Annotated in this window: 18 protein-coding genes and 1 pseudogene; 10 read left to right on the top strand and 9 right to left on the bottom strand. The window is 72.8% G+C overall.

Annotated features, from left to right (window positions below):
- Window positions 1-3: 3 nt before the first annotated feature.
- Together ABT095_RS30365 and ABT095_RS30360 are read right to left on the bottom strand one after the other, a co-directional pair.
- On the bottom strand, window positions 4-747 hold the full coding sequence (locus ABT095_RS30365; RefSeq protein ID WP_350532754.1) for a hypothetical protein: 744 nt from the start codon (window positions 745-747) through the stop codon (window positions 4-6).
- A gap of 266 nt (window positions 748-1,013) precedes the next feature.
- Window positions 1,014-1,427 (bottom strand): ribonuclease domain-containing protein, encoded by a 414-nt coding sequence (locus ABT095_RS30360; RefSeq protein ID WP_350532753.1) that lies wholly within the window; start codon window positions 1,425-1,427, stop codon window positions 1,014-1,016.
- A gap of 416 nt (window positions 1,428-1,843) precedes the next feature.
- On the opposite strand from ABT095_RS30360, the gene ABT095_RS30355 reads away from it, so the two are divergent.
- Window positions 1,844-3,073 (top strand): GNAT family N-acetyltransferase, encoded by a 1,230-nt coding sequence (locus ABT095_RS30355; RefSeq protein ID WP_350532752.1) that lies wholly within the window; start codon window positions 1,844-1,846, stop codon window positions 3,071-3,073.
- Window positions 3,074-3,080: 7 nt separating this feature from the next.
- Here ABT095_RS30355 and ABT095_RS38920 read toward each other — a convergent pair.
- Window positions 3,081-3,218, bottom strand: a pseudogene (locus ABT095_RS38920) (VOC family protein); the annotation flags it as partial.
- Window positions 3,219-3,470: 252 nt separating this feature from the next.
- On the opposite strand from ABT095_RS38920, the gene ABT095_RS30345 reads away from it, so the two are divergent.
- Entirely contained in the window at window positions 3,471-4,184 is a 714-nt protein-coding gene (locus ABT095_RS30345; RefSeq protein WP_350532750.1) for an HAD family hydrolase, read from the top strand.
- Between the two features lie 88 nt (window positions 4,185-4,272).
- On the opposite strand, the gene ABT095_RS30340 is transcribed toward ABT095_RS30345, so the two are convergent.
- The gene (locus ABT095_RS30340; RefSeq protein ID WP_350532749.1) at window positions 4,273-4,401 is read right to left on the bottom strand and encodes a hypothetical protein; all 129 of its coding nucleotides are present in this window, start codon (window positions 4,399-4,401) and stop codon (window positions 4,273-4,275) included.
- Window positions 4,402-4,782: 381 nt separating this feature from the next.
- On the opposite strand from ABT095_RS30340, the gene ABT095_RS30335 reads away from it, so the two are divergent.
- Together ABT095_RS30335 and ABT095_RS30330 are read left to right on the top strand one after the other, a co-directional pair.
- Window positions 4,783-5,211 (top strand): LysR substrate-binding domain-containing protein, encoded by a 429-nt coding sequence (locus ABT095_RS30335; protein WP_350532748.1) that lies wholly within the window; start codon window positions 4,783-4,785, stop codon window positions 5,209-5,211.
- Window positions 5,208-5,864, top strand: coding sequence for a tetratricopeptide repeat protein (locus ABT095_RS30330; RefSeq protein WP_350532747.1), 657 nt, complete (start codon window positions 5,208-5,210; stop codon window positions 5,862-5,864). The genes ABT095_RS30335 and ABT095_RS30330 overlap by 4 nt, the downstream gene beginning before the upstream one ends.
- A 48-nt stretch (window positions 5,865-5,912) precedes the next feature.
- Here ABT095_RS30330 and ABT095_RS30325 read toward each other — a convergent pair whose 3' ends face one another.
- The gene (locus ABT095_RS30325; protein ID WP_350532746.1) at window positions 5,913-7,121 is read right to left on the bottom strand and encodes a streptophobe family protein; all 1,209 of its coding nucleotides are present in this window, start codon (window positions 7,119-7,121) and stop codon (window positions 5,913-5,915) included.
- A gap of 67 nt (window positions 7,122-7,188) precedes the next feature.
- Here ABT095_RS30325 and ABT095_RS30320 point away from each other — a divergent pair, with 67 nt between their 5' ends.
- Window positions 7,189-7,398: a DUF2277 domain-containing protein gene (locus ABT095_RS30320; RefSeq protein WP_350532745.1), complete on the top strand. Its 210-nt coding sequence runs from the start codon at window positions 7,189-7,191 to the stop codon at window positions 7,396-7,398.
- On the opposite strand, the gene ABT095_RS30315 is transcribed toward ABT095_RS30320, so the two are convergent.
- The 4 genes from ABT095_RS30315 to ABT095_RS30300 all read right to left on the bottom strand — a co-directional run bounded on the left by ABT095_RS30315 (window position 7,395) and on the right by ABT095_RS30300 (window position 11,030).
- Window positions 7,395-8,753, bottom strand: coding sequence for a copper resistance CopC/CopD family protein (locus ABT095_RS30315; protein WP_350532744.1), 1,359 nt, complete (start codon window positions 8,751-8,753; stop codon window positions 7,395-7,397). The genes ABT095_RS30320 and ABT095_RS30315 overlap by 4 nt on opposite strands.
- Window positions 8,744-9,235: a hypothetical protein gene (locus tag ABT095_RS30310; protein ID WP_350532743.1), complete on the bottom strand. Its 492-nt coding sequence runs from the start codon at window positions 9,233-9,235 to the stop codon at window positions 8,744-8,746. The genes ABT095_RS30315 and ABT095_RS30310 overlap by 10 nt, the downstream gene beginning before the upstream one ends.
- A gap of 74 nt (window positions 9,236-9,309) precedes the next feature.
- Complete coding sequence (locus ABT095_RS30305) at window positions 9,310-10,023, bottom strand: hypothetical protein (RefSeq protein ID WP_350532742.1); 714 nt, start codon at window positions 10,021-10,023, stop codon at window positions 9,310-9,312.
- Between the two features lie 260 nt (window positions 10,024-10,283).
- Window positions 10,284-11,030 (bottom strand): FadR/GntR family transcriptional regulator, encoded by a 747-nt coding sequence (locus tag ABT095_RS30300; RefSeq protein ID WP_350532741.1) that lies wholly within the window; start codon window positions 11,028-11,030, stop codon window positions 10,284-10,286.
- Between the two features lie 437 nt (window positions 11,031-11,467).
- Here ABT095_RS30300 and ABT095_RS30295 point away from each other — a divergent pair, with 437 nt between their 5' ends.
- From ABT095_RS30295 to ABT095_RS30275, 5 genes are read left to right on the top strand one after another with little or no spacing between them, the layout of a single operon-like run.
- On the top strand, window positions 11,468-12,910 hold the full coding sequence (locus ABT095_RS30295) for an amino acid permease (RefSeq protein WP_502885059.1): 1,443 nt from the start codon (window positions 11,468-11,470) through the stop codon (window positions 12,908-12,910).
- The gene (locus tag ABT095_RS30290) at window positions 12,907-14,265 is read left to right on the top strand and encodes a glutamine synthetase family protein (protein WP_350532739.1); all 1,359 of its coding nucleotides are present in this window, start codon (window positions 12,907-12,909) and stop codon (window positions 14,263-14,265) included. The genes ABT095_RS30295 and ABT095_RS30290 overlap by 4 nt, the downstream gene beginning before the upstream one ends.
- Window positions 14,262-14,960, top strand: coding sequence for a gamma-glutamyl-gamma-aminobutyrate hydrolase family protein (locus tag ABT095_RS30285; protein WP_350532738.1), 699 nt, complete (start codon window positions 14,262-14,264; stop codon window positions 14,958-14,960). The genes ABT095_RS30290 and ABT095_RS30285 overlap by 4 nt, the downstream gene beginning before the upstream one ends.
- A gap of 12 nt (window positions 14,961-14,972) precedes the next feature.
- On the top strand, window positions 14,973-16,343 hold the full coding sequence (locus ABT095_RS30280) for an aldehyde dehydrogenase family protein (RefSeq protein ID WP_350532737.1): 1,371 nt from the start codon (window positions 14,973-14,975) through the stop codon (window positions 16,341-16,343).
- A 7-nt stretch (window positions 16,344-16,350) separates the two neighbouring features.
- The gene (locus tag ABT095_RS30275; RefSeq protein ID WP_350532736.1) at window positions 16,351-17,118 is read left to right on the top strand and encodes a 3-oxoacyl-ACP reductase; all 768 of its coding nucleotides are present in this window, start codon (window positions 16,351-16,353) and stop codon (window positions 17,116-17,118) included.
- Window positions 17,119-17,336 lie beyond the last annotated feature (218 nt).

Raw genomic sequence — 17,336 nt, 5'->3', positions numbered from 1 at the left:
GGGTCAGTTCGGGACGGACGGCACGGACGGCACGGTGACGATCATCGAATCGTCGGAGGGCAGGCCCATGCTCTCGACGAAGACCGCGTCGCGCACGCGCCGGGCGACGGCGGGGTGGGTCGGGCCTTCGAGGTAGCGGGTGGTGGAGTCGAGCGGGGTCAGGCCGCGGTCCGCGATCAGGGTGCGCAGAGCGCCCGGGAGGTCGTCGAGGCCGTCGCGGACCTCGGCCAGGCCGAACCGGTCGGCCAGCCGGGCCGCGTGGTTGCGGGCCTTGGTCAGGTTGGTCGACGGGTCCACGGCGGTGGCCTTGGCCAGGTAGTACGGGACGGGCTGCAGGGCCCAGGCGAGCGCCGCCTGCGGGTCGCCGTCCGCCGGCCCGGGCGGGGCGAAGGCCGCCGGACCGAGCTCGAGGCCGTCGCAGAACCACTCGGGCCGCATGGTCATCCGGTAATGGGCGTGGCCGGCCTGCCGGAACGCCGGGAGCACGGCGAAGACCGCGGTCGTCTCGATCCGGAAGGTGTCGGAGATCCGCCGCGCGATCGGCCCGGAAACGGCATGGGCCCGCGGCACCTCGGCCGCCTCGGCCAGGACGTGGACCAGGTCGAGGTTGGAGACCACGGCGCCGTCCGGCCCGGTCCGGTGCTCGCCCCGGGCGATCGAGCCGGTCGCCGCCACCGACATACCGGTCACGTCCGCGAATTCACGGGCCAGCGCCTGGAACAGCAGGGGGACGTCTTCGGTTCTCACGGGGCTCCTCGGGGTCGGCGACGGTGCGGTGTTCACCTCCTCTCCCAAGCCTGGTCGCATCGTGGAGAGTTGGTGTTCAGCCGCGGAGTCTAGTGGCGGCCCGTCAGAACCGGTCGCGTCCGACCGCATTTCGACCACAAGCTGCCGTCATCGCGACCGCCGGATGACCGGGGGGCCAGCAGGGCCTGCGTCGGACGTCAGGGAGCTGCAAGGGGAAAGGAGACTGCCCGCCGGCCTGGCCGACGGGCAGTCATCGCGCGTAGAATTCAGAGCTGGTAAAAGTCCGCGTAGTGGTTCGGGGAGTAGTAGACGACGCCGGTGGTGAAGTCGACGACGATCCGGACGGCGTCGCGGTGGGCGCCGCAGGAGCGCGGGTAGACGTCGTACTCGTAGTAGGTGTCGCCGGCCGGGAGCTCACCCTCGTAGTTGGAGAACTGGCCGCCCGCGTAGCTGCACTGGCCGTTCGGCCAGTCGTACCAGCCACGGCTGGTCGGGTAGCCGAAGTCGGCCCAGGTCGAGTTGGCGGAGGCGGCGGCGGAGCAGCGGGAGACGTAGCAGGAGCTGTAGACGGCGGCGTTGGCGGCCGGGCTGACGGCCACCGAGACGCCGAGCGTGGAGACCACGGCGGCGAGCAGGACGGCGAAGCGCTTCGGCCAGGAGAGCTGGGTGCGGTTGAGCATCGGAAACCTCCGGTTCGGTTGCGGAACGACCGTCACTCTGTCGGCGCTCCTTGGCCGTTCGGTGACTCGCCGGTAACCGGTTGAGGTCGATCACCCCATGGATTGGTCATGCCCATGGCGGAAATGTGCGCCTGGCATCCGGGCGGCTAAATTCGCTTGACCAGCAGTGGAGCCGGGGCTGAACTTGGGCCTGGCTTCCGGGTCACGCCGGGCGGGCGACGCCGGGGCACGCGCCCTCCTTGCCCGGCATCGGGCAGGAGGGGCCCTTCGACGGCTTCTCGTCGGTCGCCGATGCTCCGCATGGACTCTCTCCTCGGCGCCGCCCGCGCGCCACCCAACGCCGCCCGCTCATCCGACGTGACCCGGAAGCCAGGCCCATGCCCGAAGATCCGCGCGGTACCCCGAGGAAGGCAGTCATGGAGATCCGTCCCACCACCGATGAGGACCTCGAGGTCTTCGTCGACACCGTCCTCGCCGCGTTCGGCCGCTTCGGCGACACCCCGGCCGAGGACGGCAGCGGAGTCCTGTGGTCGGCGTACGAGATGGACCGGGGCCTGTTCGCCGTGGCCGAGGGCGGGCGGCCGGTCGGCACCGCCGGGGCGTACAGCTTCGAGCTCACGCTGCCCGGGGAGGTGATCCTGCCGGTCACCGGGGTGACGGGGGTCGGCGTGCTGCCCTCGCACCGGCGCCAGGGCATACTCACCGCGCTGATGCGCCGCCAGCTCACCGAGCTGCGGGCCCGGGGCGAGTTCCTCTCCGTGCTGCTGGCCTCCGAGGCCACCATCTACGGCCGGTTCGGGTACGGTCCGGCGGCCTTCACCCAGCGCCTGACGATCCCTCGGCACCGCGGCACGCTCACCCCGCTGCGGGCGGCCGGCGCGGCGGTGGCCGGTACAGCGGCGGCCGGGACGGTCGAGGTGCTGCGGCGCTCCGAGTGCGGCGAGCTGATGGAGCAGGTGTACGACCGGTACCGCCGGGCGCAGCCCGGGGCGCTGTCGCGGCCGCACCACTGGTGGGCCCGGGGCGCGGGGCAGCCCCCGGTCTCCCGCGCGCCCCGGTACATCGCCCTCCACCGGGACGCCGACGGCGTGCCCGACGGGTACGCGAGCTACTCGATCGCCGACCCCGACAGTCTGGTGGTGGACGAGACCGTCGCCGCCGACGACGCCGTCTTCACCGCTCTGGCGCGGTTCGTGCTCGGGCACGACCTGGTCAGCGAGGTGGTGTTCAAGCACTTCCCGCCGGAGCACCCGTTCCGCTGGCAGCTCGCCGACTTCAGCGCCGGTCAGCTCACCCAGCACGGCGACTGGCTGTGGGTGCGGCTGCTCGACGTCCCGCAGGCGCTCACCGCCCGCGGCTGGCTCGCCGACGGCGAGCTGGTCCTCGAGGTGGACGACCCCTTCCTCGGTGAGCGGGCCCGCCATCTGCTGGCCGTCCGCGGTGGCAAGGCCGAGTGCACCCCGACCGACCGTGACCCGGACCTGACCCTCGACATCCGTGACCTGTCCGCCCTCTACCTCGGCGGTACCACCCCCAGCACCCTCGTCCGGGCCGGCCACATCCGCGCCCACCGCCCGGAGGCCGCCGCCCTCGCCGACGCACTCTTCCGCACCGAGCGGCCCCCGCACTGCCTGCACTGGTTCTGACCAGCGGTCAGAAGCCTCCGGCGGCCCGCTCGGCCGCACTGCGCAGGACACAGAACTCGTTGCCCTCCGGGTCGGCGAGGACGGCCCAGCCGATGCCGTCGGGGTTGCGGCGGTCGGCGACCAGGGCGGCGCCGAGGGCGAGCAGGAGGGCGTCCGGCTCTCCGGCGGCACCTGGACAGAGGACAGCGGCTTCTACACGACCTACGCCGGCCCGGTGCGCCTCCACGCGCCGCACTCGTGCATCGACTGGCAGGGCAGCATCAACGGCGAGGTCAACTACCAGTACAACTCGCACTGCGGCTGACCACGCTCGTGACCGCTTGCGGTGGCTGTCCAGGAAGTCCTGCCAATGCAGCACGTTGTCCCCCCTCGGCGGTTGTCCGCCAGAATGATCGGCATGACGATCCGTGGAGTGCTGTTCGATGTCGATGGAACCCTGTACGACTACGAGAAGGCCGAGGAGGCCGGTCTTCACGAACACCTGGTGGCCGAAGGGCTCGCCGACCGGTTCGAGTCGTCGGCGGAGGCGCTGCGGGTGTGGCGAGAAGTCAGGGAGGAGGAGTACCCGCGGTTCCTGACCGGCGAGTTGACGTTCGCCGCCCAGAAGGCCGAACGAATACGGCGATTCCTCGCCCATGCCGGGGTGGTCGGGGCACTTGAGTCGACGGACGAGGCGGCCACGGCGTGGTTCGCGAGCTACGCGGTACGGAGGAATGTGAGCCGCCGGGCGTTCGACGATGCTCAGCCGGCGCTGAGCGCGTTGGCGGGGCGCTTCCGCCTCGGTGTCGTGTCGAACTCGGTGACCGCGCAGCAGCGCGCGAAGCTGGATGCGATCGGGCTGCTCGGCTATTTCACGGAGCCGTTGATCTGCTCCCAGGAACACGGATCCGCCAAGCCGGCGGCGAGCATCTTCCTGGCGGGCTGCGAGGCCCTGGGGTTGACGCCCGCCGAGGTGGTGTACGTGGGTGATGACTACGAGAAGGATGCGATCGGGGCGCGGGACGCAGGGTTGCAGGCCGTCTGGGTGGACCGCTCGGCTTCCGGGGGTTCCGGTGCCGTGGACGCCGATATCCGGGTGATCGCCTCGTTGACGGAGCTGACGAGTCTGTGATCAGGGCTCGACCACGGGGCCGCCACGGCGGAAGGACGGCGGACCGGGTCGGGTACGGCAGCAGGGTGGGGGAGACCGGCTGGGGCCGTCAGGGAGTGGCGGGCAGGACCGCGTGGGCGCGGACCGGGAAGGTGCCGAAGCCCTCGACGGCGGGCGGGGCGGCGTGGAAGCGAAAGCCGTCGACGGGGAGCTGTTCGAGGCCGCGGAGGTGCTTCACGATCGGGATCCCGGCCGCCGGCAGTGCGGTGTGGGCAGGGCGGGCGGGGTCGCCGGTGTCGTCGATGTTCTGGGAGTCGATGCCGACCAGGGCGGGGCGCTGCCCGGCGAGCCAGGCGGCGGCCTCGGCGGTGAGGAACGGGTGCTCGCCGGAGCCGTAGTGGTCGGTGCCCCCAGTGCTGGTCCCAGCCGGTGTGGAGCAGGACGGCGCGGCCGGTGACCTGGTACGGCAGCAGGGCGGACCGGTCGATCGCGCGCCCCTGGGCCCCGGTGAGCCGGACCACGAGCGCGTCCAGGTCGGTCACGGCGGCCAGCGGCAGGCCCGCGAGGTCCGGGCCGTCGGCGAAGCGGTGGAAGGGGCTGTCCAGGTAGGTACCGGGTCGTGCTGCCCGCCGACTGGCTGCCCCGCTCTGCTTCCGTCGGGGAGTTGGCCGACCGCCCCTGGGTGGCCGGCCCGGCCGGGACGGCCTGCGGGCGGGCGCTGGAGCGGGTCTCGGCCGCGCATGGCTTCACCCCGCACCGCGCCCACACCGCCCTGGAGTTCCCCACCGTGCCGGCGCTGGTCGCCGCCGGCCTCGGCGCCGCGATCGTCCCCACCCTGGCCCTGGCCGGCCCGCGTACCGACTCCGTCGCGCTCCCGGCCCTGCCCGCCGCCGGCCACCGCCGGATCGCGGCTCTGCGCCGACCCTCGCCCTCGGGCGCCGATCCGCTGACGGACGCGGTGGTGGCGGCCCTGCGGGAGGCGGCGCAGTCAGCGGGGCTGAGGCGCTCCGGGCCCGCGACGAACCCGGAGGATACGATCACGGCATGACGACCGATCAGCGCATCGCCCAGGCCGAAGTCCTCTACCACCGTGCGGTGTTCGGCGGCGAGAAGGGTGCGACGACGGACGCCGAGCGGCACCTCGACGAGGTGGAGGCGGAGCTGGCGCTGACCAGGGGCAAGGTGGTGCACGCGCGCTTCCTGACCGGCCGGGTGGAGGACGCCCGGGAACTCGGCCTGTTCGAGCAGGCCGCGCGGCTGTACAAGCAGCTGGGGGACACCCGTGGCGAGGGCGAGGCGGCGTTCTGGATCGGCACCTTCCACCAGGTGGTCCGCGATTCGCACGAGCTGGCGCTGCCGTACTTCCGGCTCGCCTTCGACCTCGCCACGGCGAGCGGGGACGATCTGACGCTGTCGTACGTGCTGCGGCACCTGGGCTTCGCCGACCACATGGCGGGGCGGCTGCCCGAGGCCCGGGCCCACTTCGAGGAGTCGACCCGGCTGCGGCGTGCCCTCGGCTTCGACGCGGGGGTCGCGGCCAACCTGCTGGGGATGGCCTACCTGGCCGACCAGGAACAGCGCCGGGAGGACGCGGCGGCGCTGCTCGCCGAGGCCACCGACCTCGCGCGCGGCGCCGAGGCGCACGGCGTGCTCGGCTGGATCGCGGGCGCCCGGGAGGAGCTGGGCCTCGCGGAGGCCTGAGCAGGGCGAGCCCCGGGACGGGCCGGGTCAGGGCTGAGCCGACCCGCCTCAGGGGCCCTGAGCGCGCCGCCGGCCGGTCAGCAGGCCGCCGGCCAGTCCGGCGGCGGCGCCCCAGAGGGCAGCCAGGGGGACGGTGGTGAGCAGGTCGGGGCTGAGGGCCAGGCCGCCGGTGCCGCCGAGGCCGAGGAGGGAGAGCCCGAACCCGGCCGAGAGGGTGGTCAGGATGCAGACGAGCAGCATGGCGACGCCGAAGGCCGCCGCCAGGTGCACGGCGTACTGCCAGAGCCGCAGGCCGGGGGAGTGCCGGGCGGCGGCCAGGCCGGTGAGCAGCAGGGCGAGGGCCGCGAGCGGCAGGAGCAGCCAGGCGCGGCCGTCCTGTTGGCCGAGGGCGGCGAGGTTCAGGGTGACCTCGCGGGTGTCGGAGGTGCGGAACACGCCGGCCAGTGCGGGCGGCATCGGCAGGCCGAGCGCGCCGTCCACGTGGCCGTGCCAGGAGCCGCCGAGGCCGATGCCGAGGGCGAGCCAGGCGAGGTTCGGCAGGCCGAGCAGCAGGACGGCCAGGGTCTCGCGCGGGTGCCCGTCCACGACCATCGAGACCAGCCCGGCCAGCAGGCCGAGGCCGCAGTAGGCCAGCAGCAGCCCGAGCACGGCGTGACCGGCGGGCCGGACGGCGCCCTGGTGGCGGACCAGGACGCCGGGCAGCGCGGACCGGCGGGAGACGCCGAGCGCCAGCAGCAGTACGGCCAGCAGCCAGACGAGTCCGTACTCCGCCGTCGGCCAGGCCCCGACCCGGAAGCCCACCACCGGGGCGGCGCCGAACGCCCCGCCGAGGGTGTCGATCAGCTCGTTCCCGGTGGAGACGGTGAAGTCGTGGTGGGCGGGCAGCCGGAGCAACTGGGTCAGCACCAGCCAGAGCAGGGCCGTCCGGGCGGCGCGGGCGGCCAGCTCGCGCGGGGCGACCACGGCGTGCAGGCGCAGCGGCCGCAGGAAGAGCACCCCGGCGGTCAGCGCGCCGACGAGGGTGACGGTCAGGGGGAGCACGGTGATGCCGCCGCGCGCGGTGGCGACGAAGGCGGCCGAACCGGTGACGTCCACCGGTACCCCGAGCGCGGTCAGCACGGTGGCCGCGAGCACGGCGGGGAAGGCCCCTTCGGGCAGGTCGCCCGCATGCGCGGCCCACAGGGCGAGCGCGGCCACGGCGGTCATCGCCAGCAGCGCGCCGAGGGCGGTCAGAACGGCGTCGGCCCAGGATCTCACCCTCCCAGCCTGGGCGAGCGGGCCCGAGGCGGCGACCGCTGTCAGTCGGATGGCGGAGACTGGGAGCATGTGCCGGAGCATCAAGACCCTCAGACCGCCGATGACCCCCGAGGTCACCGAGGACGACATCCACGCGGCGGCGTTGCAGTACGTCAGGAAGGTGTCCGGCTTCCGGGCCCCGGCCGCCCACAACCAGGAGGCCTTCGACCGGGCGGTGCAGGCCGTCACCGACGCCACCCGGGAGCTGCTGGCCGATCTGGTGGTGCGTGGAGCCTAGGCTCCACGGGCGGGTGCGGTGCCGATCAGCAGGATGGTGACGACCAGTACCGCCGTGACGCCGAGGAGTTCGAGCAGGACGGAGCGCCGCAGGGCTGTGGCGCTCCGTCGGCGTGCGGTGGCCGACCGGGCGGCCACGGCGAGGACCAGGACGACCAGCCCCGTCTTGAGCAGGAGCAGTCGGCCGTACGGGGTGTCGGCGAGCTGGGCCGGGCTGCCCGCCTCGCGGAGCGCCTGGTAGAGGCCGGTCACCGCCAGCACCGTCACGGCGGCGAGCGCGAGCAGGGAGAACCGGGCGGTGGCGGCGGTCAGCTCGGCGTCGTCGCCGCCGCTCCGGAGCAGGGAGAGCACGGCGTAGAGCCCGCCGGCCCACAGGGCCATGCATGCGACGTGCAGGGTGGTGGCCGCCAGGGCGAGCGGCACCAGCGGGCCGGTGGTGGCGTGGCTGGTCGCGCTCCAGGTGGCCGCGAGGGCGAGGGCGGGCGCAGCGGCGGCGGGTGGGCCCCAGGCGGGGCGCAGCAGCGGCTCGCCGAAGGCGGCGACCACGGCGAGCAGGAGGATCCGGGCGGACAGGGCGTAGCCCTCGTGGGTGGCGAGCGTGGCGGCGAGCAGGCTGCGGTCGGCGACGTGGGCGAGCGACAGGCCCTGGGTGGCCGGGCCGTGGACGAAGAGCTGGACCAGTGCCCCGGCGAGGACGGCGCCCCAGCCGAGCGCGGCCGGTCGGCGGAGGTCGGGGCGGCAGGCGGCCACGTGTGCGGTGGCGCCGTAGCCAGTGGCGCCCGGGCCGGTGCGGCCGGGGGCGGGGCGACCGGGTGCGACGGCGTGACGCGGCGGCAGGCAGCAGCGACGGACGGCGGTGGTGCCGATCAGCAGGGCCAGCCCGGCCAGGCCGAGCCAGACCGCGGCGTCGAGGACGGCGTCGGTGAGGCGGTTGTGCGGGGTGAAGGGGCCGGTCACGGCGGGGCGGCCGGGCGCGCCGACCGAGAAGAGCAGCGCGCCCGAGGTGGCGTGCCCGTCGTCCGCCGCGGTGACCAGCCAGTCGAGGACGAAGGTGCCCGGGTGGTCGTCGGGCGCGAGGGCGACGGTGAGGCTGGTGCCGTCGGGGCTGTGCGGGGCGCCGCGGTCGATCCGGCGCCCGTCGGGGCCGATCATCTTCAGGGAGCTCAGCCGCAGGGTGATCTGTTCGGAGAAGCGCAGCGTCACCTGCGGCGGCACGGCAGTGAGCACAGCGCCGTCGGCGGGGGTGGCGGAGAGCAGATCCGCGTGGGCGGAGGCAGACCCCGCCGGCAGGAGCAGTGCGGCGAGGGCGAGCGCGATCAGGGTGGCGAACCGGCGCAGCGCCCGTCTCAGTGGCATGAGCCGGCCGCCTTCCGCCGCTCGACCAGGCGGTCGACGCCGAGCCGGTAGTCGGTGAGCGCGGCCGCGTCCGGGGTGAACTGCCAGCGGCCGTCGCGGTGGACGACGGTGCTGCTGCCGGCCAGCTCGGCTCGGTGCCAGTCGACCCGCACGGTGTCCGGATCGGTCTTGGTGCTGCGGTCGATCACGTACGGGAGCCCGAGCAGCGGGCGGCACTCGGTGTTCAGGCGGACGAAGTCACCCTGGGAGATGGCCTGTTGGGCGTCCGGGGGCCACAGCTGCCAGGCCTGGGCCCAGCCGCCGCCGGCCAGCAGGCCGAACTCCTGGCGGGCGAGCGCCTCGGCCGCCAGGGTCTGGGTGGGCGGTGTGACGGGGGCTGCGGGTTGCGGGGTGGGCCCGGAGCAGGCCGTGAGCAGCGCGGCCGTGAGGAGGGCAGGGGCGGCCGCCCGGCCGGTGGGGTGCCGGTTCGGTGCGCGGAGCAACGTCCGCTCCATTCCTGGTGGTTGAAGCAGCGTGGGGGAGGGGCGGGCGCCGTGGTGGCGCCCGCCCCGAGGGCTCAGTTGGTGAGCCGGTCGGTGCCGTAGTGCTGGACCAGCGCGTCGTTGGACTGCAGGTTCAGGTCGGCGGTGAACTTCAGCGAGTCGCGGATCTGGGTGAGCGAGATCGCGGAGTTCGGGGTGCCCCCGAGCGAGTAGGTGAAGGACTGGCCGGGCGCCACCTGACGTTGCGTCAGGGGTACGTCGTGGAAGTCGATCCGGGCGATGTAGAAGGACGTCCCGTCGCCGCGCGGCACCTCCAGGTAGTCCTGCTGGGGGTGGCCGTACTGCTGGGTGGCGGTGTAGCCGTGGTTGTCGGAGCCGGACGGCGCCCGGAAGACCAGCAGGGCGCAGTCCGTGGAGAGGGTCTGGGAGGAGGTGTTGGTGAAGACGAAGTTCCAGTTGCCGTAGTACTGGTTGCCGTTGAACGTGACGTACTCCGACAGCCCGACGTTGCTGGCGAACTGGGTGGTGAGCGGCTCGCTCAGTACCGGGTTGGCGCCGCTGATGGGGTGGTTGACGCCGTTGGCGCACCGCTCCAGCGGGGAGCTGTACTGCGAGGGCTGCCCGGCGGGCACCGCCTGGGTGTACGTGGCGGGCCCGGCACTGACGGCGGTGGTGGTGTTCGGGTCGGCGGCGGCCGGGTTGCCGCCGGCGAAGGCCGCGGCGCCGGCGAGCAGCAGGACGGTGGCCAGGCTCGCGCCTAACCCCCGCTTGGAGGTCTGGAGTCGCATGGTGGAGAAGGTCCCTTCGGTCGCGTGACGAGCTGACGACCCGCGGCGGGATCGGCTCGTGCCGAAGGGGGCACTGCGAGAGCGGCAGGGCACGCCGCGCCGAGGCACCTTGCTGACACACCGGCTCGGAACAGTGGGGGGACGCACCGAGACGGCACCGTGCTGGGACGCCCGCCGAGGGCCGAGAAACACGGTGGCACCAGCCGCCCGGGCGGTCAAGGGTCTGGACCAATCAGGTCTAGTCCAATGTCAGACAGCGGTCATCCCAGGAAGCCTCGGAGCAGGGCGGCGGTCGCCTCCAGGTGCTCCTCGGTGGCCCGGCGGGCCGCCTCCGTGTCCCCGCCGAGGATCGCCTCGACCATCGCGCGGTGCTGGTCGCTGGCGTGCTCGATGTTGCGCTCCAGGATCGGGATCGCGTTGAGCAGGTCGTTGAGCCGCATCCGGCTCTCGGCCACCCCGGCAGCCAGTGAGTGCGAGCCGGTGAGCTCGGCGATGGCGAGGTGGAAGCGGGAGTCGAGCTGGCGGTACTCGTCGGGGGTGGCCTGCTCCAACTCGGCCAGCCGCTCGGCGAGATACTCGCGCTGCTCCTCGGTGAGGGCGCGGCGGGCGGCCTGCTCGGAGGCGCCGATCTCCAGTACCTGACGGTACGTCAGGGCGTCCTCCAGCTCGGCGCCCATGTCCTGCACGGCGCGTCTGAGCTCGCCCAGGTCGGGCGGCGGGAGGCGGTAGGTGACGAAGGTGCCGCCGTAGCGGCCGCGGCGGGACTCGACGCAGTGCGCCTGCTGGAGCGAGCGGATCGCCTCGCGCAGGGTCTCCCGGCTGACGTTCAGCCGGGCCGCGAGCTCCCGCTCGGCGGGCAGCCGGTCGCCGTACCCGAAGACGCCGAGCTTGATCGCCTCCAGGATCCGCTCGACCGTCTCCTCGAAGGCGTTGCCGGTGCGGACGGGGCGGAAGATCGCTCCGCCCTGCCAGTCCACCCGGGTGTCGTGCCCGTCCGTCTGCTCCATCCGCGAATCGTACCCAGGTGCGAGCCCAAGTCGAATGAGGTCGCGGGTCTGCCTGGCGGATCACGCCGGGCGGTCGCCGCCGGGGCACGCACCTCGCCAGCTTCTCGTCAGTCGCCGATGCTCCGCATGGGCTTCCTCCTCGGCGCCGCCGATGCACGCACCCCAACGACGCCCGCTTTCCGACGTAATCCGCCAGGCAGACCCGGAGACCCCCTTGACGTGGTGAGTCCCCGGGCGGAAACATGCTCACCACGTCAATGGTCTGCTTCCGGGCCATTGGCCGGCCACAGTGTCGTGGGCGCACGTTTCGGACTCCCCCACCGAACCCCCAGGGGTGCGCATTGTCCTCAGTACCCAGCACCACTCAGACCACTGAACCCACCTCCGACGAGCAGCGGCTGCGCGAACTCGGCTACACCCAGGAGCTGGCCCGCTCCATGTCGGGCTTCTCCAACTTCGCCGTCTCCTTCTCGATCGTCTCCATCCTCTCCGGCTGCCTCACCCTCTACGGCTTCGGCCTCACCACCGGCGGCCCGGCCCTGATCACCTGGGGCTGGCCCCTGGTCGGCGCGATGACGCTCGCCGTCGGGCTCGCGATGGCCGAGATCTGCTCGGCCTACCCCACGGCCGGCGGGCTCTACTACTGGGCGGCCAAGCTGGCGCCCAAGCACGGCCCGGCGTACGCCTGGTTCACCGGCTGGTTCAACTTCATGGGCCAGGTCGCCGTCACCGCGGGCGTCGACTTCGGTGCCGCGTTCTTCACCAACGCCTTCCTCGAACTCCAGTGGGGCTTCGCCACCACGCCCGGGCACACCGTGGAGATCTTCGCGGTCCTGCTGATCCTGCACGGCCTGCTCAACACGCTGGGCGTGAAGCTGATCGCGCTGCTCAACACGGTCAGCGTCTGGTGGCACGTGGTCGGCGTGGCCGTGATCGTCGGCGTGCTGGTGATCGTGCCCAGCCACCACGCCTCCGCCTCCTTCGTGTTCACCAAGTTCGTCAACCAGACGGGCTTCCACAACGCCTTCTACGTCAGCCTGCTCGGCCTGCTGCTCGCCCAGTACACCCTGACCGGCTACGACGCCTCCGCGCACATGACCGAGGAGACCCACGACGCCGCCCGCTCCGGGCCCAAGGGCATCGTCAACTCGATCCTGGTCTCGCTGGTGGCCGGCTGGATCCTGCTGCTCGGCATCACCTTCGCCATCCAGGACTACGACGGCGCGGTCGGCAGCGCGACCGGCGTGCCGCCGGCCCAGATCTTCCTGGACGCGATCGGCCCGACCGGCGCGAAGCTGCTGCTGCTGATCGTGATCGGCGCCCAGTTCTTCTGCGGGATGGCCTCGGTGACCGCCAACTCCCGTATGATCTACGCCTTCTCGCGGGACGGCGCACTGCCCGGCTCGCGGATCTGGCACCGGATCAACCCGCGCACCCAGACCCCCACCAGTGCCGTCTGGCTGGCCACCGGCGGAGCCTTCCTGCTCGGCGCCCAGGACCTGTGGAACGCCACCGCGTACGCGGCCGTCACCTCCGTCGCGGTGATCGGCCTCTACATCGCCTACGTCATCCCGGTGTTCCTCCGCCTCCGTCAGGGTGACTCCTTCGAGCGCGGCCCGTGGCACCTGGGCCGCTGGAGCAAGCTGATCGGTAGCGTGGCGGTCGGCTGGACCGCCCTGATCACCGTGCTCTTCATGCTCCCCACCGTCAGCCCGATCACCGCCCTGAGCTTCAACTACACACCCGTCGCGGTCGCCGCCGTGCTCGGCTTCGCCGGGGTGTGGTGGCTGGCCTCCGCCCGGCGCTGGTTCACCGGACCGAAGGTCCAGAGCCTGCCCGAGGCCCCGGCCGCCGAGCCCATCGATATGGAGAAGCGATGACCGACCCCCGACTCACCCTAGAGCGCCTGCGCGAGCTGGTCGCCGAAGGCGCGGTCGACACCGTGGTGGTGGCGATCACCGACATGCAGGGCCGCCTGCAGGGCAAGCGGATCGCCGCCGAGTACTTCCTCACCGACGTGGCGGCCAACGCCACCGAGGGCTGCGGCTACCTGCTCGCGGTCGACATCGACATGAACACCGTGGACGGGTACGAGAGTTCCTCCTGGGAGACGGGCTACGGCGACTTCGTCCTCACCCCCGACTTCAGCACCCTGCGCACCGTGCCCTGGCACCCGGCCACCGTGATGGTGCAGTGCGACGTGCACGACCACCACGGCAACCCGGTGACCGTCTCGCCCCGGCAGATCCTGCGCCGCCAGCTCGAGCGGCTCGCCGCCTACGGCTGGCAGGCCTACGCCGGCACCGAGTTGGAGTTCATCGTCTTCCGGGACAGCTACGAGCAGGCCTGGGACAAGGACTACCGCCAGCTGACCCCGGTCAACCAGTACAACGTGGACTACTCCATTCTCGGCACCGCGCGGATCGAGCCGCTGCTGCGCCGCCTGCGCAACGAGATGGCGGGCGCCGGGCTGGTTGTGGAGTCCGCGAAGGGCGAGTGCAACCTCGGCCAGCACGAGATCGCCTTCAAGTACGGCCCGGCGCTGGTCACCTGCGACGACCACGCGGTCTACAAGACCGGCGCCAAGGAGATCGCCTCCCAGGAGGGGGTGAGCCTGACCTTCATGGCCAAGTACAACGAGCGCGAGGGCAACTCCTGCCACATCCACCTCAGCCTGCGCGACGAGGCCGGCACGCCGGTCTTCGCCGGGGACGGCCCGGGCGGGTTCTCCAAGGTGATGGAGCACTTCCTGGCCGGGCAGCTCGCCTGCCTGGCCGAGTTCTCGCTGCTGCTCGCCCCGACCGTCAACTCCTACAAGCGGTACGTACCGGGCTCCTTCGCCCCCACGGCCGTCGCCTGGGGCCGGGACAACCGCACCTGCGCCCTTCGCGTGGTCGGCCACGGGCCCTCGCTCCGCTTCGAGAACCGGGTGCCCGGCGGCGACGTCAACCCGTACCTCGCGGTGGCCGCGCTGATCGCCGCCGGCCTGCACGGCGTCGAGCAACAGCTTGCTCTGGAGCCGGAGTTCACCGGGAACGCGTACGCCTCCGACGCGCCCCGGGTGCCCAGCACGCTGCGCGCGGCGGTGGACGCCTTCGAGGCGAGCGAGGTGGCACTGGCCGCCTTCGGCAAGGACGTGGTGCGCCACTACACCCACGCCGGCCGGGTCGAACTCGCCGCCTTCGAGGCAGCGGTGACCGACTGGGAGCGCCGACGCGGATTCGAGCGGCTGTGACGGCCCGCCCGCTGGTGGGGATCACCAGCTACCGGGAAGAGGCCGCCTGGGGCGTCTGGAAGCAGGACGCCGCCGTGCTGCCCGGGAGTTACCTGGACGCGGTGACCCGCTCCGGGGGCATCCCCGTCGTACTGCCGCCGCACGGCAACGGCGCCGGGGCGCTGCTCGAGCGCCTGGACGCCCTGGTGCTGGCCGGCGGCGCCGACATCGAGCCGGCCCGCTACGGCGCCGAGGCGCACCCGCGTACCGGCAACCCGCAGACCGGCCGGGACAGTTGGGAGGCCGAGCTGCTCGGCCGGGCGCTGGAGCGGGACTTGCCGGTGCTCGGCATCTGCCGGGGCATGCAACTGCTCAACGTGGCCCTCGGCGGCGACCTGATCCAGCACCTGCCCGAGCGCACCGGCGACGAGAGCCACCAGATCGCGCCGGGGCAGTACCACCAGCAGGAGGTCACGACCGGCGCCGGCAGCCGCCTCGGCGAACTGCTGGGAGCCACCGCCAAGGTGCCCTGCTACCACCACCAGGCGGTCGGCCGGCTCGGTGAGGGGCTGGTCGCCACCGCCTGGGCCGCCGACAGCACGGTGGAGGCCCTCGAACTGCCCGGCCACCGCTTCGTCCTCGCCGTGCAGTGGCACCCCGAGGCCGACCCGACCGACACCCGGCTCTTCGACGCCCTCGTCCGAACCGCCAGTTAAGGAGTGTGCTTGATGACCAGCCCAGACCTCTTCGAGGTGGTCAACCCGGCCACCGAGGAGGTGATCCGGACGGTCGAGCTGGCCGGCCTCGCCGAGACCGACGCCGCCGTCGCGCGGGCCAAGGCGGCCTTCGAGGGCTGGCGGCGGGTCGCCCCCGCCGACCGGGCCCGGCTGCTGCGGGCCTTCGCCGCCGCCGTGGACGCCGACCGGGAGAACCTCGCCCAGCTGGAGGTGGCCAACGCCGGCCACACCATCGGCAACGCCCGCTGGGAGGCCGGCAACGCCCGGGACGTGATCGAGTACTACGCGGCCGCCCCCGAGCGGCTGTTCGGCCGGCAGATCCCGGTGGCCGGCGGCCTGGACGTCACCTTCCAGGAGCCGCTCGGCGTGGTCGGCATCATCGTGCCGTGGAACTTCCCGATGCCGATCGCCGCCTGGGGCTTCGCACCCGCGCTGGCCGCCGGCAACACCGTGGTCCTCAAGCCCGCCGAGCTCACCCCGCTGACCGCCCTGCGGCTGGCCGAACTCGCCCGCCAGGCGGGCATCCCGGCGGACGTCTTCCAGGTGCTGCCCGGCCGCGGCGCGGTGGTCGGCGAGCGGTTCGTCACCCACCCGGACGTGCGCAAGGTGGTCTTCACCGGCTCCACCAACGTCGGCAAGTCGGTGGCCCGCGGCTGCGCCGAGCAGGTCAAGCCCGTCACCCTGGAGCTCGGCGGCAAGAGTGCCAACATCGTCTTCGCCGACGCCGACCTGGCCAAGGCGGCCGCGACCGCCCCGTACGCCGTCTTCGACAACGCCGGGCAGGACTGCTGCGCCCGCTCGCGCATCCTGGTCGAGCAGAGCGTGTACGAGGAGTTCCTCGGCCTGCTCGAGCCCGCCGTGCTCGGGGTGCGGGTCGGCGACCCGCTGGACGAGAAGACCGAGATGGGCCCGCTCATCTCGGCCGCCCAGCGGGCCCGGGTCGCCTCCTACGTGGGCGACGGCTCCTCCGTCATCGTCCAGGGCCTGGCGCCGGACGGCCCCGGCTTCTGGTTCCCGCCGACGGTGCTCGCCGTCGAGCCGAGCTCGCCCGCCTTCACCGAGGAGATCTTCGGGCCGGTGGTCGCGGTGCTGCCGTTCCGCGACGAGGCGGACGCGCTGCGGATCGCCAACGACACCGAGTACGGCCTGTCCGGCTCGATCTGGACCAGGGACGTGGGCCGTGCCCTGCGGGTGGCCCGGGGCGTGGAGGCGGGCAACCTGTCCGTCAACTCCCACTCCTCCGTGCGCTACTCGACCCCCTTCGGCGGCTTCAAGCAGTCCGGCCTGGGCCGGGAGCTGGGGCCGGACGCCCTGAACGCCTTCACCGAAACCAAGAACGTCTTCATCTCGACCGAGGAGTAGAACCACCATGACCAACCGTCTCGAAGGCCGGGTCGCCGTCATCACCGGCGCCGGCAGCGGCATCGGCCTCGCCACCGCCCGCCGCTTCGCCGCCGAGGGCGCGAAGGTGGTCTGCGTCGACCTCGACGAGACCAGCGGCAAGGCCGCCGCCGAGGAGGTCGGCGGCCTGTTCATCCAGGCCGACGTCACCGACGAGGAGGCCGTCAAGGCGATGTACGAGACGGCCGTCGCCGAGTACGGCCGTCTGGACATCACCTTCAACAACGCCGGGATCTCCCCGCCGGACGACGACTCCATCCTGGTCACCGGTCTGGACGCGTGGAAGCGCGTGCAGGAGGTCAACCTGACCAGCGTCTACCTGTGCTGCAAGTACGCCATCCCGCACATGCAGCGCCAGGGCAAGGGCTCGATCATCAACACGGCCTCCTTCGTCGCCGTGATGGGCGCGGCGACCTCGCAGATCTCCTACAGCGCCTCCAAGGGCGGCGTGCTCGCGATGTCCCGCGAGCTGGGCGTGCAGTTCGCCCGGGAGGGCATCCGGGTCAACGCGCTCTGCCCGGGGCCGGTCAACACCCCGCTGCTGCAGGAGCTCTTCGCCAAGGACCCGGAGCGGGCGGCCCGCCGTCTCGTGCACATCCCGCTCGGCCGCTTCGCCGAGCCGGAGGAGATCGCGGCCGCGGTCGCCTTCCTGGCGAGCGACGACTCGTCCTTCATGACGGCGAACACCTTCCTGGTGGACGGCGGCATCTCGGGCGCCTACGTCACCCCCCAGTAGGGGCTGCACCCCGTCAGGGGCGCGAGGAGCTGCGCGCGATCGGAAGCAGCCGACCTTTCGGCTACCGCATCGAGCCAGTGGCACTTTCCAGGGGCGCGAGGAACTGCGCGCCGCGGGAGGCGACAGGCCGAAGTGTCGTCCCGATGGTGCCCTCCACTGCCCTCACCTATCTGGGAGCCCCCGCAGTGGTTCAGCGCAACCCGAACACCCGCCTCGGT

This window comes from Kitasatospora sp. NPDC002227 (assembly GCF_040296285.1).
Lineage (GTDB): Bacteria > Actinomycetota > Actinomycetes > Streptomycetales > Streptomycetaceae > Kitasatospora.
Note: the sequence above shows the minus strand (reverse complement) of the source record. Positions and strands in the feature narration are given on the sequence as shown.